This window comes from Ruegeria sp. AD11(2025) (genome assembly GCF_056542405.1).
Genome location: NZ_JBQFZU010000010.1, coordinates 41,537 through 62,177 on the forward strand (window position 1 = coordinate 41,537; position 20,641 = coordinate 62,177).

23 protein-coding genes are annotated in these 20,641 nt (G+C 56.9%); 11 read left to right on the forward strand and 12 right to left on the reverse strand.

The genetic code is table 11. The features are described 5' to 3' along the window. Nucleotides 1-20 precede the first annotated feature (20 nt). Nucleotides 21-761 carry a heme-dependent oxidative N-demethylase family protein gene (locus tag ACR1XY_RS11565; protein WP_480593366.1) on the forward strand — a complete coding sequence of 247 codons (741 nt, stop codon included), beginning with the start codon at nucleotides 21-23 and terminating at the stop codon, nucleotides 759-761. A gap of 36 nt (nucleotides 762-797) precedes the next feature. Here the strand turns inward: ACR1XY_RS11565 and ACR1XY_RS11570 are convergent, their stop codons facing one another. From ACR1XY_RS11570 to ACR1XY_RS11590, 5 genes are all read right to left on the reverse strand, one after another. Next, nucleotides 798-1,712 (reverse strand): hypothetical protein, encoded by a 915-nt coding sequence (locus tag ACR1XY_RS11570; protein WP_480593368.1) that lies wholly within the window; start codon nucleotides 1,710-1,712, stop codon nucleotides 798-800. 199 nt (nucleotides 1,713-1,911) lie between these two features. After that, a complete protein-coding gene (locus tag ACR1XY_RS11575) occupies nucleotides 1,912-2,700 on the reverse strand; it encodes a lytic murein transglycosylase (RefSeq protein ID WP_480593370.1) in 789 nt (262 codons plus the stop codon). Nucleotides 2,701-2,766: 66 nt separating this feature from the next. Further along, nucleotides 2,767-3,411, reverse strand: coding sequence for an MSMEG_1061 family FMN-dependent PPOX-type flavoprotein (locus ACR1XY_RS11580; RefSeq protein WP_480593372.1), 645 nt, complete (start codon nucleotides 3,409-3,411; stop codon nucleotides 2,767-2,769). A gap of 102 nt (nucleotides 3,412-3,513) precedes the next feature. Beyond that, a complete protein-coding gene (glnA, locus tag ACR1XY_RS11585) occupies nucleotides 3,514-4,920 on the reverse strand; it encodes a type I glutamate--ammonia ligase (RefSeq protein WP_480593374.1) in 1,407 nt (468 codons plus the stop codon). A 32-nt stretch (nucleotides 4,921-4,952) separates the two neighbouring features. Then, the gene (locus tag ACR1XY_RS11590; protein WP_170354532.1) at nucleotides 4,953-5,291 is read right to left on the reverse strand and encodes a P-II family nitrogen regulator; all 339 of its coding nucleotides are present in this window, start codon (nucleotides 5,289-5,291) and stop codon (nucleotides 4,953-4,955) included. A 169-nt stretch (nucleotides 5,292-5,460) separates the two neighbouring features. On the opposite strand from ACR1XY_RS11590, the gene ACR1XY_RS11595 reads away from it, so the two are divergent. The 3 genes from ACR1XY_RS11595 (at nucleotide 5,461) to tig (ending at nucleotide 9,948) form a co-directional block, all read left to right on the forward strand. Continuing rightward, on the forward strand, nucleotides 5,461-7,005 hold the full coding sequence (locus ACR1XY_RS11595; RefSeq protein WP_480593376.1) for an NAD(P)H-hydrate dehydratase: 1,545 nt from the start codon (nucleotides 5,461-5,463) through the stop codon (nucleotides 7,003-7,005). A 304-nt stretch (nucleotides 7,006-7,309) separates the two neighbouring features. Beyond that, nucleotides 7,310-8,434, forward strand: a complete 1,125-nt coding sequence (locus tag ACR1XY_RS11600; RefSeq protein WP_480593378.1) for a porin — start codon at nucleotides 7,310-7,312, stop codon at nucleotides 8,432-8,434. Between the two features lie 182 nt (nucleotides 8,435-8,616). After that, entirely contained in the window at nucleotides 8,617-9,948 is a 1,332-nt protein-coding gene (tig, locus tag ACR1XY_RS11605; RefSeq protein ID WP_480593380.1) for a trigger factor, read from the forward strand. A 99-nt stretch (nucleotides 9,949-10,047) separates the two neighbouring features. Here the strand turns inward: tig and ACR1XY_RS11610 are convergent, their stop codons facing one another. The 6 genes from ACR1XY_RS11610 to rpsF form a co-directional block, all read right to left on the reverse strand. Further along, a complete protein-coding gene (locus ACR1XY_RS11610; RefSeq protein ID WP_480593382.1) occupies nucleotides 10,048-10,896 on the reverse strand; it encodes an acyl-homoserine-lactone synthase in 849 nt (282 codons plus the stop codon). 97 nt (nucleotides 10,897-10,993) lie between these two features. Further along, on the reverse strand, nucleotides 10,994-11,695 hold the full coding sequence (locus tag ACR1XY_RS11615; RefSeq protein WP_480593384.1) for a helix-turn-helix transcriptional regulator: 702 nt from the start codon (nucleotides 11,693-11,695) through the stop codon (nucleotides 10,994-10,996). Between the two features lie 237 nt (nucleotides 11,696-11,932). After that, nucleotides 11,933-12,409, reverse strand: a complete 477-nt coding sequence (locus ACR1XY_RS11620) for a transglycosylase SLT domain-containing protein (RefSeq protein ID WP_480593386.1) — start codon at nucleotides 12,407-12,409, stop codon at nucleotides 11,933-11,935. A 153-nt stretch (nucleotides 12,410-12,562) separates the two neighbouring features. Next, on the reverse strand, nucleotides 12,563-13,183 hold the full coding sequence (gene rplI / locus ACR1XY_RS11625) for a 50S ribosomal protein L9 (RefSeq protein ID WP_480593389.1): 621 nt from the start codon (nucleotides 13,181-13,183) through the stop codon (nucleotides 12,563-12,565). 12 nt (nucleotides 13,184-13,195) lie between these two features. Continuing rightward, complete coding sequence (gene rpsR / locus ACR1XY_RS11630; RefSeq protein ID WP_005608650.1) at nucleotides 13,196-13,423, reverse strand: 30S ribosomal protein S18; 228 nt, start codon at nucleotides 13,421-13,423, stop codon at nucleotides 13,196-13,198. Between the two features lie 27 nt (nucleotides 13,424-13,450). Further along, nucleotides 13,451-13,804, reverse strand: coding sequence for a 30S ribosomal protein S6 (gene rpsF, locus ACR1XY_RS11635; RefSeq protein WP_039529890.1), 354 nt, complete (start codon nucleotides 13,802-13,804; stop codon nucleotides 13,451-13,453). 283 nt (nucleotides 13,805-14,087) lie between these two features. Here rpsF and ACR1XY_RS11640 point away from each other — a divergent pair, with 283 nt between their 5' ends. Beyond that, nucleotides 14,088-14,606, forward strand: a complete 519-nt coding sequence (locus tag ACR1XY_RS11640; RefSeq protein ID WP_480593391.1) for a hypothetical protein — start codon at nucleotides 14,088-14,090, stop codon at nucleotides 14,604-14,606. Nucleotides 14,607-14,732: 126 nt separating this feature from the next. Then, nucleotides 14,733-15,305: a YceI family protein gene (locus ACR1XY_RS11645; RefSeq protein ID WP_480593394.1), complete on the forward strand. Its 573-nt coding sequence runs from the start codon at nucleotides 14,733-14,735 to the stop codon at nucleotides 15,303-15,305. Nucleotides 15,306-15,360: 55 nt separating this feature from the next. Here the strand turns inward: ACR1XY_RS11645 and ACR1XY_RS11650 are convergent, their stop codons facing one another. After that, a complete protein-coding gene (locus ACR1XY_RS11650; protein WP_480593397.1) occupies nucleotides 15,361-16,587 on the reverse strand; it encodes a cytochrome b/b6 domain-containing protein in 1,227 nt (408 codons plus the stop codon). Nucleotides 16,588-16,756: 169 nt separating this feature from the next. On the opposite strand from ACR1XY_RS11650, the gene fabD reads away from it, so the two are divergent. From fabD to ACR1XY_RS11675, 5 genes are all read left to right on the forward strand, one after another. Further along, nucleotides 16,757-17,695 (forward strand): ACP S-malonyltransferase, encoded by a 939-nt coding sequence (fabD, locus tag ACR1XY_RS11655; protein WP_480593400.1) that lies wholly within the window; start codon nucleotides 16,757-16,759, stop codon nucleotides 17,693-17,695. A gap of 41 nt (nucleotides 17,696-17,736) precedes the next feature. Beyond that, nucleotides 17,737-18,474, forward strand: a complete 738-nt coding sequence (fabG, locus tag ACR1XY_RS11660; RefSeq protein ID WP_480593403.1) for a 3-oxoacyl-[acyl-carrier-protein] reductase — start codon at nucleotides 17,737-17,739, stop codon at nucleotides 18,472-18,474. Between the two features lie 209 nt (nucleotides 18,475-18,683). Beyond that, nucleotides 18,684-18,917 carry an acyl carrier protein gene (locus ACR1XY_RS11665; protein WP_008756330.1) on the forward strand — a complete coding sequence of 78 codons (234 nt, stop codon included), beginning with the start codon at nucleotides 18,684-18,686 and terminating at the stop codon, nucleotides 18,915-18,917. A gap of 140 nt (nucleotides 18,918-19,057) precedes the next feature. Continuing rightward, nucleotides 19,058-19,597 carry a GNAT family N-acetyltransferase gene (locus tag ACR1XY_RS11670; RefSeq protein ID WP_480593406.1) on the forward strand — a complete coding sequence of 180 codons (540 nt, stop codon included), beginning with the start codon at nucleotides 19,058-19,060 and terminating at the stop codon, nucleotides 19,595-19,597. Nucleotides 19,598-19,717: 120 nt separating this feature from the next. Beyond that, entirely contained in the window at nucleotides 19,718-20,461 is a 744-nt protein-coding gene (locus tag ACR1XY_RS11675) for a 1-(5-phosphoribosyl)-5-[(5-phosphoribosylamino)methylideneamino]imidazole-4-carboxamide isomerase (protein WP_480593408.1), read from the forward strand. The last annotated feature ends 180 nt before the right edge of the window (nucleotides 20,462-20,641 follow it).

The following is a 20,641-nucleotide window of genomic DNA, read 5'->3' on the forward strand; positions in this document are numbered from 1 at the left end:
ACAGGTGTTAGGTCGATGTCATGACGATCCTGCAGACCTCAATCCCTTATGACCCGTTAATGCCGCGCCCGTTGCCGGGAATCCAACCGGCAAGCATGGACGACTGGCTGCATTGCGATGATGCGTTTGCCGGGCAGATGCAGCGGCGCGAGGCGCTTTTGAAGAAGCGGCGACCGGATGTTCTTGCGCTGGACCCCGCAACTGAACCTGCGGCGCAGGAACTTTTGGACCTGGTTCTGGAGCACGCCTATCCTGGCAGTACAGATCAGGTTTTCCGTCCGGACGGGCAGGTCGTCGAAATCGACCACACACGCCCGCTGGATACGTTGTGTCGTCTGGTTCAGGAGGATTTCTGCATCCTGCAAAAGCACCGGGATGAACACGTCCTGACCGGTGCCATTCTGTGTTTTCCCGCCAGTTGGTGCTTGTCGGAAAAGTTCATGCGACCATTAATCGATATTCACATCCCGGTGTCCGGCTACGACGCCAATATTGCGCGGCGGGTGCAGCGCCTGTTTGACGGGATACAACCGGGGCGGCCGCTCTGGCGGTTCAATGCTTTGTGGTATGAAGATGCCGAACTGCACCAACCCCGCAGCGCCAATGACCGGCGCGAGGTTGGCGATCCGGGGGCTGCCCGGTTCCTGCGCAGCGAACGTCAGACATTGTTGCGCCTGCCGGAAACGCGGGCGGTGGTATTTACGATCCATACCTACGTGTTGGAGGCGCAGCGCCTGTACAAAACGGAAAACCCCGCCTGATGGCGGGGCCTCCTAGGAGGGTATTGAAGTTGAGTTCTACATGCCCAACGCATTGGCGACACCAGCGAAAGCTCCGCTTGTGCTGAGAGCGGAGATTGCGACGGTGTAGGCAAGAACCTGAGTGTTCAGGCGAAAATCTTCGCCCCTGATCAGGTTCACCGCGGCCACAGAGACCGCAATGGGTACTGACACGCTGGCCACGGCCCCGGTCAATCCCCAACTGGATAGTCGAAGGATATCACTGGGTTTTTCGTAGTTGAGGGGTCGCGTGTCCTTGTCCCCATCAGTAGGCTGCTCGTTAGTATCTGTCCGAAAAGCGATGCTGAGCAACTGCTCATCAGACAGCTGGATCGGCCGGGCTGCTGGTGTCAGCGCCTTTTTTTGTGGCTCTTCCAGGTTCTCTTCGTCAGATATGTTCAGCCCCGCGAACGGGCCTGTCACTGCCTCGAAAATCTGTTTTCTGTTTCGTTGTTTTGAAGGCGCCAAAGTGTCGAAAGCGCTCATGAATTGTTCAACGGTCAGAATGGTGTTGGGCGACAGCCACTCGACACGCTGCGTCGCGCAGATGTCAACCATCCGATACAGGACGACCACCAGCATGAGCTCGGAGATTTCGCTGTCATCCAACAACGGAGATACCGGTGAAAGCGTGATCGTCAGCCGGTTCTTCGGCAGTGTCACGACTGGTCTGTTCACTGTCTTTAGCCCCGCAGCACGGTCCAAGCGCCCGAACCGGTCTTCTGCGGCGACCACCTGAGTGTCCAACGTGAGGCGAACCAAATACTGGCTGGATACGATGCTGGCCTCGGTCTCGCTCAGCACGTTTTTGCGTTCGACCAAGTGGCCATAGTCTCCCAAAGTCGTTGCAACGATGGCGCCGAAACGCTCAATCGCGCCCTCGGTTTCCCCGTTGAACTGAAGACCGCCGTGATAGCTGTGCTGCGAAGTCACCACGCATTCCTTTGTCGTATCTTGTCCTGAGAAACAGGTTAACAACGGATCTGGGGCAGAATTTGGCGAAAATGGAAAAAAAAGAAAAATCAGAAGGATTGATTACTCATTGGAAACCTAGACATTTTAGCGGCCACTTAAGATCTGTGGCAATAATGTGGCCGGATTGCGGTGGCTTGGCGTTGGAAAATGGTGCGTCTCACCCGTCGATTCGGGCAGCCATGATTGCAATGGATTGCTGATAGACCGAGGCTGCGTTCCATTCCTGAATCACCTTGAAATTGGGTTGCCCCAGTTGATAGCCGCGCCCCGGTTTCCAACCTTTTTGACGAAGAAAATTCGCTGTTGAGGCTAACGCATCGGTCATGTTGTAGAAATCCACGCGGCCGTCGCCGGTGGCATCAACCCCATAGGCTAGTGCATTGCCTGGTAGAAACTGAGTGTGCCCCAATTCGCCGTGCTTCGCCCCCTTGGTGGCCGTCGTAATGCTGCCTTGATCGACCAGTTTCAGTGCCCCGATGGCATGGGGGATAAAGAACTCGGATCGGCGACAATCATAGGCCAGTGTCGTAATTGCGGAAACAACCTGACTGTCGCCCATAAAGTTCCCGAATCCGGTTTCCATTCCGTGAATGGCGATCAGCACACCGCTGGGGACACCGTATTGTCGTTCCAGAGCGGCGTAGAATTGCGGGTTGCGCGCCTTGCGCTTGCGCCCCTGCGCCACGATAGTATCGGCACCGCGCACTCGCATGAATTTGTCCAGGGAATACTTGAAGCTTTTTTGGTTGCGGTCCGCCGCGATAGTGCGCGTGGCATATTGGGTTTGCGCCAAGGCTTGCAGCCCCTTCTTTTTCACACCGGCCCGCTTGGCTTGCCTTGCGAAATCCTGCTTCCAGGACTCGAAGCCGCTGCTGGTGTTGCCGCAGGGGGCAGCGGTAGCAAGCGTTGGTAAGGACAGGGCGAAAATCAAGGCAAATCGAAACATCAGCGAAATCCGGTCAAACAATGGCTAAGATTAAGGGTAAGCTGCATCTTGCGATCCGCAAAGCAGTTAATACAGGTCCAGCTCTCCGGTATTTTTCATAGACTCGAACCACTCCTCGGGCGTTTTGTCGATTTTGGCGTGTTTGACCATCATCGCGTTCATATTCGGTAGGTTCGACGAATCCGGCCATTTTTCCGGCTGCCACAGGTTCGAACGGACGACGCATTTGGGGCAATGGGCGAACACCGTTTTGACAAGGATAAGCAGGGCCAGCTTGGGCGCATGATCCTTCACTGCCATCCCGTTCAACAACTCAGGATCGGCGCAGATCCGGGCGACGCCGCGAATGCGCAATGTTTCCATCTTGCCGGGGACAAAAAAGATCAGGCTGACGCGCGGGTCCAGCAGGACGTTATGAAAGGTGTCCACGCGCTTGTTGCCTGGGCGGTCCGGGATGGCGATCAGCGTATCCGAAATGACCTGAACGAAACCTGCCGGGTCTCCGCGCGGCGAAATATCCAGATGCCCGCCCGGATTGGCCGAAGCGATCAGGCAAAATGGTGAGGCCGCGATAAAGTCGCGGCACATCTGATCCAGCGCCGATATTTCCTTGGCGAGGATCTGGGGCAGAGGGGCACCGGTTATTCGCTCGAGTTCTTCTGCCGAAGTCACGAAGTTCGAGAATTGCGAGAAGGGGTCGTCAGTTCGCATTGAATCTCTCCTGACCGGAATGGTCACAAATGTGTAAGATTGTGCCAAACGAAACAAGGGCGCCCGATTGGACGCCCTTGCAGATGAAAACCCGGAACCGGATTAGCAGCTGTAGTACATGCCGTATTCAACCGGGTGTGGGGTGTGCTCGTAGGTTTCAACCTCTTCCATCTTCAGTGCTATGTAGCCGTCGATCTGGTCTTTGGTGAACACGTCGCCCTGCAGCAGGAAGTCGTGATCCGAAGCCAGCGCTTCCAGAGCCTCGCGCAGCGAGCCGCATACGGTCGGGATGCCGGCCAATTCTTCGGCAGGCAGATCGTACAGGTTCTTGTCCATGGCTTCGCCCGGGTCGATCTTGTTCTTGATGCCGTCCAGACCGGCCATCAGCAGAGCGGCAAACGCCAGGTAGGGGTTCGCAGCCGGATCGGGGAAGCGGGCTTCGACGCGCTTGGCTTTCGGGCTTTCGGTCCACGGAATACGGACACAACCCGAACGGTTACGGGCGGAGTAGGCGCGCAGAACAGGGGCTTCGAAGCCGGGGATCAGACGCTTGTAGCTGTTGGTCGCCGGGTTGGTGAAGGCGTTCAGGGTCTTGGCGTGCTTCAGGATGCCGCCGATGAAGTACAGCGCTTCGTCCGACAGGTCGGCGTATTTGTCGCCGGCGAACAGAGGCTTTCCGTCTTTCCAGATCGACATGTTCACGTGCATACCGGTGCCGTTGTCGCCCGCGATCGGCTTCGGCATGAAGGTGGCCGATTTGCCGTAGGCGTGTGCAACGTTGTGGATGACGTACTTGTACTTCTGTAGTTCGTCGGCTTGCTTGGTCAGGCTGTCAAAGATCAGACCCAGTTCGTGCTGGCACGATGCAACCTCGTGGTGGTGCTTGTCGACCTTCATGCCCAAACGCTTCATGGTCGACAGCATTTCCGAACGCAGGTCCTGTGCTTCGTCGATCGGGTTGACCGGGAAGTAACCACCCTTGACGCCCGGACGGTGGCCCATGTTGCCCATTTCGTACTCGGTGTCGGTGTTCCACGACGCGTCTGTTGCATCAACTTCGTAGGATACTTTGTTGATAGTGTTCGAGAAACGGACGTCGTCGAACAGGAAGAATTCCGCTTCGGGGCCCATATAGGCGACGTCGCCGATGCCCGATGCTTTCAGGTACGCTTCGGCCTTCTGGGCAGTGCCGCGCGGGTCACGCTCATAGGCTTCGCCGGTGTCGGGCTCGACAACCGAGCAGTGCACACAGATGGTTTTTTCCGCGTAGAACGGATCAACATAGGCACTGTCGGTATCGACCATCAGTTTCATGTCCGATGCTTCAATCGACTTCCAGCCCGCGATGGACGAACCGTCGAACATGAAGCCTTCTTCCAGGAAGTCTTCGTCAACCTGGTCGGCCATCAGGGTCACGTGCTGCAACTTGCCGCGCGGATCGGTAAAGCGAACATCGACGTATTCGGCGCCTTCGTCCTTGATCAGCTGAAGAACTGCGTCCTTGCTCATACTCTCTATTCCTCTGATTTGAGTGCGTTCGATTACAGAGCTTCCGAACCGGTCTCGCCGGTACGGATGCGAATGGCTTGTTCAACGGGCGAGACAAAGATCTTGCCGTCGCCGATTTTGTCCGTCTTAGCCGCAGAGACGATAGCGTCGATGGCGGCATCGACCTGATCGTCATCCAAAACGACCTCGACTTTCACCTTGGGCAGAAAGTCCACGACGTATTCCGCGCCACGATAGAGTTCGGTGTGGCCTTTCTGGCGGCCAAAACCTTTGACCTCGATCACGCTGAGGCCCTGGACACCCACGTCCTGCAGCGCCTCTTTCACTTCGTCCAGTTTGAACGGCTTGATGATCGCTTCGATCTTCTTCATCCCGGGCTCCCTATAACACTTGTCAGGATGGCACTGATCACGTCTAAGATCGGTCGGCAATCTGATTGCGAAAATGGCGGCGCGCGCTTGCCGAGAAAATAGGCGGCAGGTGAAATTTTGATCGACTTGCACAAAAAGTAATCAGAATTGAATCGCTGAGGGATTTGAGATGACGGAATTGCTGACTGCAGCGCAAATGCGGACCATCGAACAGGCCGCAATTGAGTCCGGTGAAGTGACTGGGCTGGAGTTGATGGAGCGGGCCGGGCAGGGCGTTGTCGAGGCGATTTTTGAAGAGTGGCCGGAACTGGCAAAATCGCCTGGCCGGGCTGTGGTTCTGTGCGGGCCGGGGAACAATGGCGGTGACGGATTTGTTGTCGCGCGGCTGTTGAAAGAACAGGGTTGGGAGGTCGAAGCCTTTCTGTATGGCAACCCTGAGAAGCTTCCTGAAGATGCGCGAGCCAACTACGAGCGCTGGCGCGTGTTGGGCGCTGTCGGCGATCTTCGAAGTAAGGGGCCACTTTCAAAAACTAAGGAACCAGACCTAATCATTGACGCTGTTTTTGGAACCGGGCTAGCTCGCCGTATTGAAGGGGAGCTTGCGCAAGTTTTGCAGTCTTTCGACGCCTTGATCGAAGCAAGGGGGATCAAAGTTGCCGCCATCGATGCTCCGTCTGGGCTTTGCTCAGATAGTGGCAAGTCGCTTGGTGTGTTCGCGGTCGCTGATCTGACAGTCGCGTTTCACCGGGCCAAGCGGGGTCATTATTTAGATCGCGGACCAAATCAATCGGGTCGGCTGGTCGTGAAATCAATTGGCATAAATGAAGTTTGGAATGAGAAGGCGGACGGGGCGATCTTAGGTTTGGTTGAGGGCGTACCAAAACGTTTAAAAAAACTTCCTCAGACTCACAAATACGCGCATGGTCACGCCCTCATCCTCTCAGGCGGCTCCGCGAAAACCGGGGCTGCGCGGCTGGCGGCACGGGGGGCTTTGCGCATCGGGGCGGGCTTGGTGACTTTGGCGGTGCCTCCGGCCGCTCAGATGGAGGTCGCGGCGCAGGTGACGGCGATCATGTTGCAGCGGGTTGAAGGCAAGGATGGCCTGATTGACGTGCTTAAGGATGAGCGGCTGAATGCTTTGTGTTTCGGTCCGGGATTGGGCTTAGAACGCGCGCAGGAGTTGGTGCCTGTCGCCCTTGCGGCCAGACGTGCGACGGTTCTGGATGCCGACGCGTTGACGGCGTTTGCGGATGATCCGACGGAGTTTCTTTCGCTACTCCACGAAAACTGTGTTCTGACGCCACATGGCGGAGAATTCTCGCGGCTGTTCCCGGACATTGCCGAAAAGCTGGCAGCAATACCAACCAAAGGTCCGGCCTACTCCAAGGTGGATGCTACGCGTGAGGCCGCAATAAGGGCAGGGTGTGTGGTGCTGTTCAAAGGGCCGGACACGGTGATCGCCGCGCCGAACGGGCAATGTTCGATCAATGCGGCTTTCTACGAACGCGCCGCTCCGTGGTTGGCAACCGCAGGATCGGGCGATGTGCTGGCTGGGTTCATTGCGGGATTGTTGGCCCGTGGTTTCAGCCCGATGCAAGCGGCGGAGACGGCAGCATGGCTGCATGTGGAGTGCGCGCGTGCATTTGGCCCGGGTTTGATTGCCGAAGACTTGCCCGAACAACTGCCTAAGATTCTTAAAGAACTGAATACTTGATTGCTTGAGCGGTAATTGGCCGATCTACCCGATGATCGGCGGCAACTGGCCGATGGGTTTGTGCTGCGATCAAAGCGAGTGTTTGCCAGTCGCATGGCCGGGCGTCAGAATTCCTTAGGCGTGGATCTCTGGCTGCGGTGTTGTGGCAGATAAATTGTTGATTAAAATAGAAATTGCGTCCGGCTTTCGCGATCTGAGTGGCAGGTTTGCAATACTTTGAAAGTATCGGTTTCAACTGCTGGAACGTCCGCGATAACTACGCGATTCAGGGGCAACGGAAGCCGGAATTTTGAAGGTGAATGAAATGACGCAGAAACTAAAACTGTCCTCAATGGCGGCTGTGCTGGCCGCGACAACGGCAATTCCTGCCGCAGCCGAATTGAAGTACGAAAATAGCAGCGGCGGCTATGTGCTGTTGTACGGTCAACTCGATCCGGCGATCGTGTCCGTTGATGACGGCGAAGAAACAGAAACTCGTTTGCTGGACAACGACCTTTCCAACAGCCGTGTCGGCCTGCGGCTGATGCAGCCCTACGGAAGCAACGAGTTCATGTTCCGCTTTGAAACCGGGCTGGGTCTGCCAAGCACCGGAACGGCCAACCAAGATGGTACCAATACCAATGGTTGGACCCGTGAAGACATCCGTCACGTCGATTTCTCTTTGAAGGGTGGTTTCGGCAAGTTCTCGGCCGGTCAAGGTAGCATGGCCTCGGACGGGGCCGCCGAGGTTGACCTGTCCTATGTCGGAACGGCTTTGTACTCGTTCACTAACGATGAAAACGGTGCCTTCTTCTATCGCGGGACAGACGGTGTCCTGAGCGATATCACAGTGGGTGACTCGTCCAGCAACTTTGATGGCGCGCGTCGCGGGCGTATTCGCTATGACACGCCCGATTTCAACGGGTTCTCGGCCGCGATTGCCTATGGTCAGAACATCCTGTCCAGCAGCGATGACGACGACTATTACGATATCGCGATTTCCTACGGAAACACATTCGCCAATGGCGTCGAGTTTGCCGCCAGTGTGGCATATGCGGTCCGCGATTTCGATGATAGCTCGGGTGAGCGGAAGGATACAATCGGGTCCGCTTCGGTTCTGTTGCCCAGCGGGTTCAGCTTTACGGCCGCATTGGGCACGCGTGACGACACGGCGACAGGGGCCAGCGATCCTGACTATTGGTACACCAAACTGGCCTATGAAGGAGACTGGGTGTCCTGGGGCAAAACCGGTGTCGGTATCGATTACTTTGATGGGTCGGACTTCGAAAACTCCGGGTCCAGCACCAAATCCTGGGGCATCGCTGTCGTGCAGCGCATCGACAGCATCAATACCGATGCGTTCCTGAAATACCGCAACCACGATTTCGACGACACGGTCGACTTTGACAACAACGAAGCATGGGTTTTGGGCGCGCTCTGGAAATTCTGATCCAGCACATATGACAAACAAGCGCCCCGGTTCTGTCCGGGGCGTTTTTTTGTTCAAATCGGCGGTAAAACAAGGCCGATTGGGCATTGCCCCCTTGCACGTGGGCGGCTGGGCAAATAGAAGGCGTCAAATTTGCCCGGCGCGCCGTTTTGCGCGCCCCGAATCCTATGGGGACTACCATAATGCAGGTTACCGAGACGCTGAACGAAGGTCTGAAACGCGGTTACAACATCGTCGTATCCGCGGCTGAGCTGGACGACAAAGTGAATGAAAAGCTGGTCGAAGCGCAGCCTGAAGTCGAGATGAAGGGTTTCCGCAAAGGCAAGGTGCCGATGGCACTGCTGAAAAAGCAGTTCGGTCAGCGCCTGCTGGGTGAAGCGATGCAGGAAAGCATCGACGGCGCCATGAATAAGCATTTTGAAGCCAGCGGTGACCGTCCTGCGCTGCAGCCCGAGGTCAAAATGACCAACGAGGACTGGAAAGAGGGCGACGACGTTCACGTCGAAATGTCCTATGAGGCGCTGCCCGAAATTCCAGAAGTTGACCTGAAGTCGGTCGAGCTTGAAAAGCTGGTCGTCAAAGCCGATGACGCGGCCGTCGATGAAGCGCTGAACAACCTGGCCGAAACCGCTCAGAACTTCAAAGCGCGTCGCAAAGGTTCCAAAGCCAAGGACGGCGATCAGGTCGTGATCGACTTCGTTGGCAAAGTGGACGGCGAAGAGTTCGAAGGTGGGTCGGCCGAAGACTACCCGCTGGTTCTGGGTTCCAACAGCTTCATCCCCGGCTTCGAAGAGCAGCTGGTTGGTGTGAAGGCCGAGGAAGAAAAAAACGTCAACGTCAAATTCCCGGAAGAATATGGTGCCGAGCATCTGGCCGGTAAAGACGCCGTCTTCACCTGCACCGTGAAAGAGGTGAAAGAGCCTGTCGCGGCCGAGATCAATGACGAGTTGGCCACCAAATTCGGTGCCGAAGATCTGGAAGCGCTGAAAGGCCAAATTGCAGAGCGTCTGGAAGCCGAATACGCGGGTGCATCGCGCGCGGTTATGAAGCGCGCTCTGCTGGATATTCTGGACGAGAAGGTTTCTTTCGACCTGCCGCCCTCGCTGGTTGAAGCAGAAGCCAAGCAGATTGCGCATCAGCTGTTCCACGAGGAAAACCCGGATGTGGAAGGCCACGACCACGGTGAGATCGAGCCGACTGACGAGCACAACAAGCTGGCCGAGCGCCGCGTGCGTTTGGGCCTGCTGCTGGCCGAACTGGGTCAGAAGGCCGAGGTCGAGGTTACTGATGCTGAAATGACCCAAGCGATCATGAACCAGGCGCGTCAGTACCCTGGCCAGGAACGTCAGTTCTTTGAGTTCGTGCAGCAGAACGCTCAGATGCAGCAGCAACTGCGCGCCCCTATCTTCGAAGACAAGGTCATCGACTACATCGTCGAACTGGCTCAGGTCGCTGACAAGGAAGTCAGCAAAGACGACCTGCAGAAAGCCGTTGAGGCACTGGAAGAGGAGTAACCCTCTTCCGCCCATCTACAACATGGGCACCAAAAAAGCGGAGCCGCCTGGTAATCAGACGGCTCCGGTGGATGGCTTTTGTACTATGAGGTGAGGGGGTCAAGCCTCATGAGCAAAAGCACGGGGGGTACTTAGCAGAGCGCTTTTCTGCTCTGGCGTGAAACGGTCCGAAAGGGCCTCGATCAATTTCAGTACATCGTTGACCTCATCTTTCGTCCTTGCCGAATGCATCTGTTCGACAAAGTACTTTTCAAGCTCGGTCAGCGGCTGGTGATCAACATTGGCAGGAGATTCGGTCCGGCTGCGGGCAAAAAGTGCAAGGGCCTGTTCTTCCGTCAGAAAGACATCATGTTCGATCCCCGCATAATCGCGAATACCCGTGATACGCTCGTCCGAACAATCCATCATCGCAGCCATTGCAACCACCTTGCCCATCGGTTTGGCGGTGCCGAGGTAGTCATAGGGTGCGTTGCCCGATCGCTGCAGGACGCGGTTCATGACCGGATCAATCACGGCGATTGAATCCAGCACACCAGCTGTTTTTGCGTATTCGAACGAACCGATCATGACTTCGCTGGTGACATAAGAAACTGAGTTCTTGCCGCGTCCGCGGCCAAGTTTCTTGGTGTCGACGCAAAACCGTGTGGCTTCCCAAACCTGCGAGCTGCGCAACGGCGGTTCTCCATCCAGGATCGAATTGAATACGTCCGACAACATGTGCGGCCCTGTGGTTTGCAACAGGCGCATGCACCCAACGACGTCCCCCTCGTCGTTGATGCTGACCACGTGTGCGGGATTCAGGTCGTCGAACATGTCCCGTTCGCGGCCATCCACGATGTTGACTTCCCAGCCCAAGCGATCTCCGAACACGCGTGCCCGCAGTTTGAACATATCGTCCAGGACGTCTTTAAACTTATGTTGGTTGATACCATCAATTACGATGATCATTTCCATCCCCCTACAGTCTGGTTACCGTGACTCCAGAGTTAACCAAGTCGTGGACAGAAACTATTGGGGATTTCCCGTATTTTTGCGTTTTTTTCGCTTACCCAGGCGCAATTAGGCCCAGACCTATGGCCCTGCCTATGGCCTGCGGCGTGGTCAACGCACCCAGTTTTTCGCGACCCGAGCGCATGTGAACCTCGACGGTTCGGTGCGAAATCGACAGAATATCGCCGATATCCTGCTGCGATTTACCCTCGGCCACCCATTGCAAGATCTCTTTTTCGCGCGTGGAAAGAGACGGCAAGTAAAGCGCTTTGGCGAGCACGCCTGACTGCATAGTCGTGTCATGTGCATGTACGGCGGCCATTTGAAGATCGCCCATAACGTGCTTTTTGAGTGACTCCCACTCATGGTCAGAGCAGTCGCGCGTGACGCTGAGTATTCCGCATTCGCCATAAGGGCCACGGACCGGAACCGTCAGTCCACGCGGCGTAATACCAAAATCGTGGGCGTCACGGAAGACGGCGTTGAATTTCTCATCGTGGTTGAAGCGATTCCAATCGACCGGGGCGATGCTGAGAACGGACTGATAAATCGTCGGATCGAAATGGTGATACCCGTGGCTTCCATAATGAATCTTCCATTCGTCAGGATAATTCGCATACCCCTGAACGTCCCCTTTGACAGGGTTCATTGTGGCATAAGACGCATAGTCGAAGCCGAGTTCCTCGCAGACAGAGTTTATAATATCTGCGGTCGACTTCTCCTGATGGTCGAGCGCGGCCAAGTCTATGAGTTTCACCTGTCCAACCTTTGTGCGGCACTTCTCATCCCCCAAAGTGCCAAGTCCGTCCGAATTCATGTCCACGTTGCGTCAACCGATGCATTAAGTGCAAGGGTAATGTTCGTATCGCACAGGCTTAATGCGTGCTTCGCGCAACAGAAAACAGCGAATCCTCTCAATTTCAGAGGAAATCCACCTAATTTGACGCGAATTCGCGTCGGATGTCCATGATTATTGCCCAAGAGGCAATGGCTGCTATTGAGGTCGCAGTCCGGTTTCGACCAACATGCCCTGTGCTTTGGCCTCTGGATAATACCCTTTGGCATACAGAAATATCGCCCGTTGCTGGTCACCGTCCGACAGCAACCACGCACCGCGCAGGTACTTACCCGCAAATTCGAGGTTGGTGTCCGCGTCCAGCAGCCCCTGTGCATTCCCAGAATAGCCCATCGAGCGCGCGGTGGCGGGTAGAATCTGCAGCAGGCCGTAATAGGGACGGTTCACAGCCCAGGGGCGATGGGTGCTTTCCCGGATCGCCAGCTTGTGCACCAGCTCGCGCGGAACTTCGTAGTGGTCCGCCCAACGGTTGATTGATGCGCGCAACTCGGGCGTCTCGTTGGGGTATAGCGGCGGATCGAACGTATCCTGTGTCTGCGTGCCCGGCCCGCCGCAGGCAGCGAGGGGAGCTGTCAACAAAATGGCCAAGACGCTGCGGCGCAAGAATGATGTCATCTGTGTACTCCGAAATTCAGGCTGCGATGATAGGAAACACGAAGCTGCATGCAAGCGCAGGTCCAATTTCTGGCTGAATTTCGCCCGTTGGGCGTGTGTACAAAAAAAGGCCGCACAATTCGTGCGGCCTTCGCAAATCTCACTTCAGCCGGATCAGGCTTTGGCTTCGTCTTCTTCAGCCGAGGCTTCTTCGGCGACCAGTTCTTCGTCTTCCGAAGCGGCGGAACCGATGTCGTCGAACAGTTCTGCGATCTCGAATTCGGCAGCGGCTTCTTCTTCAGCGGCCAGTTCCTGGATCGATTTGCCCGACGCCTGCAGTTCGGCTTCTTCTTCCGATCGGGCGACGTTCATCTTGATCTCAACTTCGACCTCGGGGTGCAGTTTGACTGCCAGCGAGTGCAGACCCAGTTCCTTGATCGGTGCGATCAGGGCGATCTGTTTCTTGTCGACCGAGAAGCCAGCTTCGGTTGCGGCGTCTGCGGCGTCACGCGGGGTGACCGAGCCGTACAGAGCACCAGCATCCGATGCCGAGCGAATCACGATGAACTGCTGTCCGTCCAGCTTTTCAGCCAGCGCTTCAGCTTCTTTCTTGGTTTCCAGGTTGCGCGCTTCAAGCTGCGCTTTCTGGGCTTCGAACGAGGCGATGTTCGACTCGGACGCGCTCAGCGCTTTGCCCTGGGGCAGCAGGAAGTTGCGGGCGTAGCCGGGCTTGACGTCAACGACGTCGCCCATCTGACCCAGTTTCGCAACGCGTTCCAGAAGGATAACTTGCATGTCAGTCTCTCCTTACTTCACGGCGTAGGGCAGCAGGGCGAGGAAGCGGGCGCGCTTGATAGCACGGGCCAGTTCACGCTGCTTTTTCGCCGAAACGGCGGTGATGCGCGAAGGTACGATCTTGCCACGCTCAGAGATGTAGCGCTGCAGCAGACGGGTGTCTTTATAGTCGATTTTCGGCGCGTTCTCACCCGAGAACGGGCAGACCTTGCGGCGGCGGAAAAATGGTTTTGCGGCCATGGTTTATGTCCTTTCGTCAGGCGTTGATCAGCGGCGCTCGCGGCGGCCTTCGCGCTCATCGCGCTTCTGCATCTGGACCGAGGGGCCCTCGGCATGCTCGTCGACCTTGATGGTCAGAACGCGCATGACGTCTTCATGCAGGCGCATCAGGCGCTCCATTTCCTGAACGGCGCCAGCGGGGGCGTCGGTTTTCAGGAAGGAATAGTGACCCTTGCGGTTCTTGTTGATCTTGTAGGCCATCGTCTTGACGCCCCAATACTCGCTGTCGACGACATTGCCGCCGTTGTCAGCCAGAACTGTGCCGAAATGTTCGACGAGGCTTTCCGCCTGCGCGTTGGACAGGTCCTGACGCGCGATCATTACATGCTCATACAGTGGCATGTGCACTCCTGTTTTTATCAAGGCGCATTTCATAGGCGGGGCCGTTTTATCCTTCGCGACCCTGCCACGAGAGGCTGCGCGATTCATGTGATTTGCGAAGGATGGCCCCATATACACGTTTCAGCCTGAGGGGCAAGCCCTGCCACAGGTGCCTTGGTGAAGTCGCGCTATTTCCATTGCGCTGCCCAAATCCTGACGTTTTTCGGCTCAAAGTTGTTTTCATACCGGGGATTATCCGGAGAAACCGGACCCAGGACGGCAACCTGAAAACAGGGTGAGAGATATGACCGCGATGAATACTAATACATTCGAAGAGTCCGCAAACACCGCGAACTATGAGAAATCTGTACCAGTGCTGATCGGGTTCGAGCCGAACTGGAAGGTCCGAATGGTTCTGGCGCGCGTTGCGGGGGCGTTTCTGATCGTGATGGCGTTTTCAATGTGGCTGATGGAGAGTTCCGCCATGGCGACCGAGGTCTGGCCGATCAAACTGGCCGCATCGCTGTTGTTTCTGCTGGTTGGGGTCAGCCTGCTGACGGTCCAAATCCTCGACGCCCGTCCTGACGCCTATTTTGACCCAATCCGCCGTGAAGTTCGGGTGCTGCAAAAGAATGAAAACGGACGTCCGCAAACCGTTCTGCGCCGCAGCTATGACACGCTGGGTGGCGCGCGCTTTGCCGACGAACAGGTCGAGTTGTTCGACGTCGATGGTAGCTTGCTGATGAAGCTGCCGCTGCAATCGGCGGATGTCAGCCGAGCGCTAAAGGGTCAATTGAGCGGAAGTGTAACAATCTTCGCCTAAGATTTATTCTGTTCACTAAAGAACAGAAACTGTGAGAGAATGATACTTGTGTGCTGCCTTTAGGCAGCACATTTTTGTTATCGAGCAACCCAACAGGTTTGCATTCACAAAATTGCGGAGTTTGTCATGAAATCCACCCTTATTGCTGCTGCACTGGCCGTTTCGGCGACCTCGGCGTTTGCAAGCGCCGAGAAATACACTCTGGACCCCAGCCACAGTCAGGTTGTCTTCAGCTATAACCACCTCGGTTTCTCGACCACAACCGGCATGTTCTCGGGCTTTGAAGGCGAGATCATGTTCGATCAGGAAGACCCCACCGCATCCAGCGTTTCCGTTTCGATGCCCGTGGTCGAGATTTTCACCGGTTGGAAACCGCGCGAAGATCACTTCATGACCGAAGATTTCTTCGGTGTGGCCGAAGGTGACATGATCACCTTTACCTCGACCGGTATCGAGGTCACCGGCGAAGGCACCGCCAACATTACTGGCGACCTGACCATGAACGGTGTAACCAAATCGGTCGTGCTGGATGCCAAGCTTAACCAGGTAGCTGAGCACCCGATGGCGAACAAGCCTTGGGCGGGCTTCGATGCGACCACCACGCTGGTGCGCAGCGATTTCGAACTGGGTCAATTCGCACCGTTCGTCGGCGACGAAGTTGAAGTTCGGATTTCGATCGAGGCACAGAAGGCTGAATAAACCGATTTCGATCCTCTGAAACGAAGCCGCCGGGGTATTGCCCCGGCGGTTTTTTTTAGCTCTCGCGCTCGGCTGTCAGGTTGACTGAGACTGTGACCCCAAAGCCCAGCGATTCTTCGGTTGGTTGAGAGGTGCCAACGTCGAAATCCAGACGGTTCAGTTCCAATTCTCCGGCCATCGCGGCGGTGTTCTCCTGCAGGTCAAGGGTGAATGGCAGCGCGACGTCCACCGATTTGTCACGGATTGTCAGAGGGCCACGCGCCTCATACCCGGTGTCTGTCTTGTAGATTTCAGCTTTGAATTGGGCGGTCGGGAACTGGGCGCTGTCAAAGAAATCGGCGGCCATGGCCTGATCTGTCACCGTTCCCAATGTCAGTGACGTGATGGAGACTATTACATCCACGGATCCAGCCAGCCCCGGTTCCGCCGGATCTTCAAAGGCGATTGCGGCGGTCCATTCGGCGAAACGGCCGGTCACCGGGCTGCCCAACTGGGTGATGGTGATGGACAGGTCGCCGTCCTGCACTTGCCAGTCCGACTGCACTTCGGTCAGTTCAGCGGTATCGGTCGCCGCGACGGAGTGGTCCGAGAAGACGCCGATGGACCAACCACCGGTCAAAACCGCCACCCAGACCGCCAGCGCCGCAATGGCGGGGATCATTGAATGATGCTGAGCCGGAGGCTCGGGCGCGTCCGATTTGCCGGGCAGCATGCGGCGCAGGGTGCTGTCCTTGTCGACCACATGGTGCTTAAGAGCCCCGGCAATATGCAGGACCAAGGACCCGGCCAAAACCCAGATGAACAGCCAGTGCAGGCCGGACGTCACCTCGGAAACAAAGGGCGATTTGGGCACGAAAGGCAGGTTTTGCCCGAAGGGCCACAGGATCGGCGCGAACCCTTCTGAGGAAGCGTGGTGCAGCCAGCCCGTCAGCGGCACCAGAACCAGCGAGGCATAGAGCATCCAGTGAACGGTCTCGGCGGCGAAGGCTTCGGGTTTATTCTCTGCGTTCAGCAGGCCCGGCTTGGTCTGCGTCACGGCCCACAGGATACGTGCAAGGGCGACAAAGAAAACTGTGACACCCACGGTCTTGTGCAGCGAGAACAGGCGCGTTGCCCGAGCGATATCGTCCTCGGTGGTCGGGATTGAGGGGTCATAGATCGCGTGGGCCAGATCATTGGCGATCCATCCCAAAGGTAGCGCCGTAAAGATCAGCAGGGCGGTCAGCCAATGGAACGTCTTGGTCACGCTGCCATAGCTGGAAAAGGTATTGGTTGAGGGCATCTGTTGCTCCGGGCTGGGGTAGCTGGGTTCAACCTAAAGCCATGGGATCAGGACTCAATAGCGGGATGCGCACATCAAAAGTGCCACAGTGCAGAGGTCATGCAATGCTTGTGCCGCGTCCACACTCGGTTTACACCCCCGGCAACCTAACGTCATCCAAGAGGTCGCAATGACACGCGCATTCGTTTTTCCGGGGCAGGGCGCCCAAACCATCGGGATGGGCAAAGCTCTGGCCGAGGCTTACCCGGCAGCTCAGGCTGTGTTCGACGAGGTCGACGAAGCGCTGGGTGAAAAGCTGAGCAGCCTGATCTGGGAAGGTGACATCGCGGACCTGACGCTGACGCAAAATGCGCAGCCGGCGCTGATGGCAACCTCGATCGCCGCGATGCGCGCGCTGGAAGCCGAAGGCGTTTCGGTTACCGATGCGGCCTTTGTTGCGGGGCATTCGCTGGGTGAATACTCGGCATTGGCTTCTGCTGGTGCTTTGTCGGTTGCTGACACGGCGCGTCTGCTGCGCACACGTGGTCAGGCCATGCAAAGCGCCGTGCCAGTAGGCGAGGGCGCAATGGCCGCAATTCTCGGCCTTGATCTGGACGCCGTGCGCGCAGTTGCCGAAGAGGCGGCCCAGGGAGAGGTCTGTCAGGCCGCAAACGACAACGACCCGACCCAGGTTGTCGTTTCGGGCTCCAGAGCTGCCGTCGAGCGTGCGGCAGAAATCGCCAAGGAAAAGGGTGCCAAGCGCGCTGTGATGCTGCCGGTGAGCGCTCCGTTCCATTGCGCGCTGATGCAACCTGCAGCTGATGTGATGGCTGAAGCTCTGGCCGCCGTTGAAATCAAGGCACCCGCCGTGCCGCTGGTTGCGAACGTGCGTGCTGAAGCCGTTACCGACCCAGACCTGATCCGTCAGTTGCTGATCGAACAGGTCACAGGCTCGGTCCGCTGGCGCGAAAGCGTGCAGTACATGGCCGCGCAGGGCGTGACCGAGGCGTGGGAGATCGGCGCGGGTAAAGCGTTGTCGGGCATGATCCGCAAAATTGACCGCGACATCGCAGGCAAGGCCGTTGGCACGCCGGAAGACGTGCAAAAGGTCACCCAGGCCAAATCGTAAGTTGAAAACGTCTCGTTGGGACGCACCAAGAGGGAAACCGAATGTTTGATTTGACAGGTAAGAATGCGCTGATCACCGGCGCTTCTGGCGGTATCGGGGGCGATATCGCGCGCGCACTGCACGCGGCGGGGGCCACTGTCGGGCTGTCTGGTACGCGGTTCGAGCCACTGCAGGCGCTGGCGGATGAGTTGGGCGAACGCGCCCATGTCCTACCTTGTAACCTGGGCGACCCCGAAGCCGTCGCAGCGCTGCCGAAACAGGCGGCGGATGCGATGGGATCGGTCGACATTCTGGTCAACAACGCGGGCATTACGCGGGACAACCTGTTCATGCGGATGTCAGACGAGGAATGGCAGAGCGTGATCGACGTGAACCTGACCGCCACCGCCAAGCTGTGCAAAGGCGTGCTGCGCGGCATGATGAAGGCGCGCTGGGGCCGGATCATAAACATCTCGTCTGTGGTGGGTGCAACCGGCAACCCGGGTCAGGTCAACTATGCCGCGTCTAAGGCGGGCATGGTCGGCATGACCAAGTCGCTGGCCTATGAGGTCGCAAGCCGCGGAATCACGGCCAACGCGGTGGCTCCGGGTTTCATCACTACGGCCATGACCGATAAGCTGACCGACGATCAGAAATCTGGCATCCTTACGCAGGTTCCAGCTGGCCGCATGGGCGATCCATCGGAAATTGCCGCGGCAGTTCTGTACCTTGCCAGCCCCGAAGCGGGTTATGTCACAGGAACAACCTTGCATGTGAATGGCGGTATGGCCATGTTGTGATCGCAGACCGAGACAGGCGCGAAAGCGTTTGCCTCGGGCGTTGTCTGTGTTATAGGCGGCGCATGTATGCAGGGGTCGGCCAAACGGTCGGCCTTCTACTTTCCCGGTAATCGGGGACCCAAACCGCCCAGACCGGGCAAATCAAAGCCAGCCTGAGCGGGCAAGGGCTGAACCGGGCATTAAGCCCTGAAATGGAATGAGGAATAGACATGAGCGACGTCGCAGATCGCGTTAAAAAGATCGTTGTTGAGCACCTGGGTGTTGAAGAAGACAAAGTAGCCGAGAACGCTTCGTTCATCGACGATCTGGGTGCAGACAGCCTGGACACCGTTGAACTGGTCATGGCCTTCGAAGAAGAGTTTGGCATCGAAATCCCGGATGACGCAGCCGAAACCATCCAGACCTTTGGCGACGCCGTCAAATTCATCTCTGAAGCGTCCTAATCGCTTCGAAATCTTTAAAAACGGCGCTTCCGGGCAACGGAGGCGCCGTTTTTTTGTGCCTGTCTGGATTTCGGACTTGCCAGGGTGAGGCTGCGTTCGCAACGATCACTCTGAGGCAAAAAAACTTGAGCGGGCAGGGCATGATACGATCCACCCCGACGATAAACACATCGCGCCTGATGCTTTGCGGCATGCGGCCCGAGGATTTCAACCGGTTCGCCGAGATATGGCGTAACCCCTGCATCGTGCGCCATATCGGCGGCAGGCCACGTTCGCGCGGTGAGGCGTGGGATTCGTTTTTGCGCAACGCGGGGCATTGGCAGATGGCCGGGTTCGGGCAATGGGCCGTGTTGCAGCAATCGAATCGGCTGATGATCGGTCAGGCGGGATTTTTCTATGGCAACCGTGCGCTGGGAGAAGATTTCGACAGTTTTCCCGAAGCCGGGTGGATTCTGGTGCCCGAGGCGCAGGGGCAGGGGTTGGGGTTTGAGGCGGCCCAAGCAGCGCATGACTGGTTTGATCGCATCATGCCCGGTCCATTGGTAGCAATGGTAAATTCGGCGAATGCAGTCTCGCAGAAGCTGGCCCAAAAGCTGGGTTACACAGTGACGCGTGAATGCGAATACAATGGCGCTCCGGTTGTGCTGCTGCGCCGGAACGGGCCACCCGCTCGCATGTAGTCTCAACTTGGGTGCAATGCCGCAAAATGATCTCAGTTTGCCGAAACTGGCGGCATTAGAGACTATGCAGGTCTGTATGATATACTGAATTGCAATGCGATTGAGCGGAGGAGCGTGCTCATGAGGATTTATCCCACTATGGAACTGCAGAACGGTCGGTGTGTATCACTGGAAAAAGGCCGTCTGGACGAAGCTATGATTTGGCACGTGGACCCCGTCGAAACTGCGCGTGGGTGGTCAGCCGCTGGTGCGGATTGGATGCAGTTGACTGACTTTGACGCGATTGAAGGCCGGGACACCAATGCCGAGTTGATTGAAGAGATCATCCGCTCGTCTGAGATGTCGGTGCAACTGGCGGGCGGCATGCGTACCCGTGAGCAAGTCGAACATTGGATTGACAAAGGTGTAGCGCGTATTGTCTTGGGTACGCTTGCAGCTTGGGATCCGATCCTGGTCAAGGAACTTGCCAAACTTTATCCGGATCAGATCGTTCTGGCTGTGGATGTCTGGCAAGGGCAGGTGATGACCGAAGGCTGGCGCAGCCAAAGTGCGTTCACCCCGGAAGCATATATCGAGGCGTTCGCCGACACTCCGTTTGCCGCTATTCTGGTGACGGATATCGACAGCGACATGGAGGATGTCGAGGCGCAATTGGGCCTGATCTCTGGGCTGGCTGAGAAGTCCCGTACGCCGGTTATCGCCAGCGGTGTGGTGCGTACTGCTGACGATATCTCTCGCTTGGCGTATATTCCGAACATTGCGGGTGCAATTGTCGGACGTGCACTGTTCCACAAATCGATTGATCTGGCCGAGGCATTGGAAACGGCTCAGGCAGCACACGAACCGGTTGCTCAATTCCAGTAATGGGCTGACAAGAAGGAAACCGCCTGTCGTCCACTGCGGCGGCAGGCGGTTTTTGCATTTAGAACCGTTCTCGTGATGGCGAGCAGTGTTTCATTCTGTTTCGGCAGGTTGATGCCGGAAGGGAATATACCGTGGCTCTTGCCCCCGGACCCCGGGCCGGGGTATGAGCGGTTCTCAAAC

Excerpts from the sequence above, each read along its gene's own strand:
- ACR1XY_RS11665 (WP_008756330.1), top strand. The coding sequence starts at position 18,684 with ATGAGCGACGTCGCAGATCGCGTTAAAAAGATCGTTGTTGAGCACCTG.
- ACR1XY_RS11575 (WP_480593370.1), bottom strand. The coding sequence starts at position 2,700 with ATGTTTCGATTTGCCTTGATTTTCGCCCTGTCCTTACCAACGCTTGCT.
- rpsF (WP_039529890.1), bottom strand. The coding sequence starts at position 13,804 with ATGCCACTGTATGAGCATGTAATGATCGCGCGTCAGGACCTGTCCAAC.
- rpsR (WP_005608650.1), bottom strand. The coding sequence starts at position 13,423 with ATGGCCGCAAAACCATTTTTCCGCCGCCGCAAGGTCTGCCCGTTCTCG.
- ACR1XY_RS11670 (WP_480593406.1), top strand. The coding sequence starts at position 19,058 with ATGATACGATCCACCCCGACGATAAACACATCGCGCCTGATGCTTTGC.
- ACR1XY_RS11675 (WP_480593408.1), top strand. The coding sequence starts at position 19,718 with ATGAGGATTTATCCCACTATGGAACTGCAGAACGGTCGGTGTGTATCA.
- ACR1XY_RS11620 (WP_480593386.1), bottom strand. The coding sequence starts at position 12,409 with ATGACATCATTCTTGCGCCGCAGCGTCTTGGCCATTTTGTTGACAGCT.
- rplI (WP_480593389.1), bottom strand. The coding sequence starts at position 13,183 with ATGCAAGTTATCCTTCTGGAACGCGTTGCGAAACTGGGTCAGATGGGC.
- ACR1XY_RS11645 (WP_480593394.1), top strand. The coding sequence starts at position 14,733 with ATGAAATCCACCCTTATTGCTGCTGCACTGGCCGTTTCGGCGACCTCG.
- ACR1XY_RS11650 (WP_480593397.1), bottom strand. The coding sequence starts at position 16,587 with ATGCCCTCAACCAATACCTTTTCCAGCTATGGCAGCGTGACCAAGACG.
- ACR1XY_RS11580 (WP_480593372.1), bottom strand. The coding sequence starts at position 3,411 with ATGCGAACTGACGACCCCTTCTCGCAATTCTCGAACTTCGTGACTTCG.
- tig (WP_480593380.1), top strand. The coding sequence starts at position 8,617 with ATGCAGGTTACCGAGACGCTGAACGAAGGTCTGAAACGCGGTTACAAC.
- ACR1XY_RS11610 (WP_480593382.1), bottom strand. The coding sequence starts at position 10,896 with ATGATCATCGTAATTGATGGTATCAACCAACATAAGTTTAAAGACGTC.
- ACR1XY_RS11565 (WP_480593366.1), top strand. The coding sequence starts at position 21 with ATGACGATCCTGCAGACCTCAATCCCTTATGACCCGTTAATGCCGCGC.
- fabD (WP_480593400.1), top strand. The coding sequence starts at position 16,757 with ATGACACGCGCATTCGTTTTTCCGGGGCAGGGCGCCCAAACCATCGGG.
- glnA (WP_480593374.1), bottom strand. The coding sequence starts at position 4,920 with ATGAGCAAGGACGCAGTTCTTCAGCTGATCAAGGACGAAGGCGCCGAA.
- fabG (WP_480593403.1), top strand. The coding sequence starts at position 17,737 with ATGTTTGATTTGACAGGTAAGAATGCGCTGATCACCGGCGCTTCTGGC.
- ACR1XY_RS11595 (WP_480593376.1), top strand. The coding sequence starts at position 5,461 with ATGACGGAATTGCTGACTGCAGCGCAAATGCGGACCATCGAACAGGCC.
- ACR1XY_RS11590 (WP_170354532.1), bottom strand. The coding sequence starts at position 5,291 with ATGAAGAAGATCGAAGCGATCATCAAGCCGTTCAAACTGGACGAAGTG.
- ACR1XY_RS11600 (WP_480593378.1), top strand. The coding sequence starts at position 7,310 with ATGACGCAGAAACTAAAACTGTCCTCAATGGCGGCTGTGCTGGCCGCG.
- ACR1XY_RS11640 (WP_480593391.1), top strand. The coding sequence starts at position 14,088 with ATGACCGCGATGAATACTAATACATTCGAAGAGTCCGCAAACACCGCG.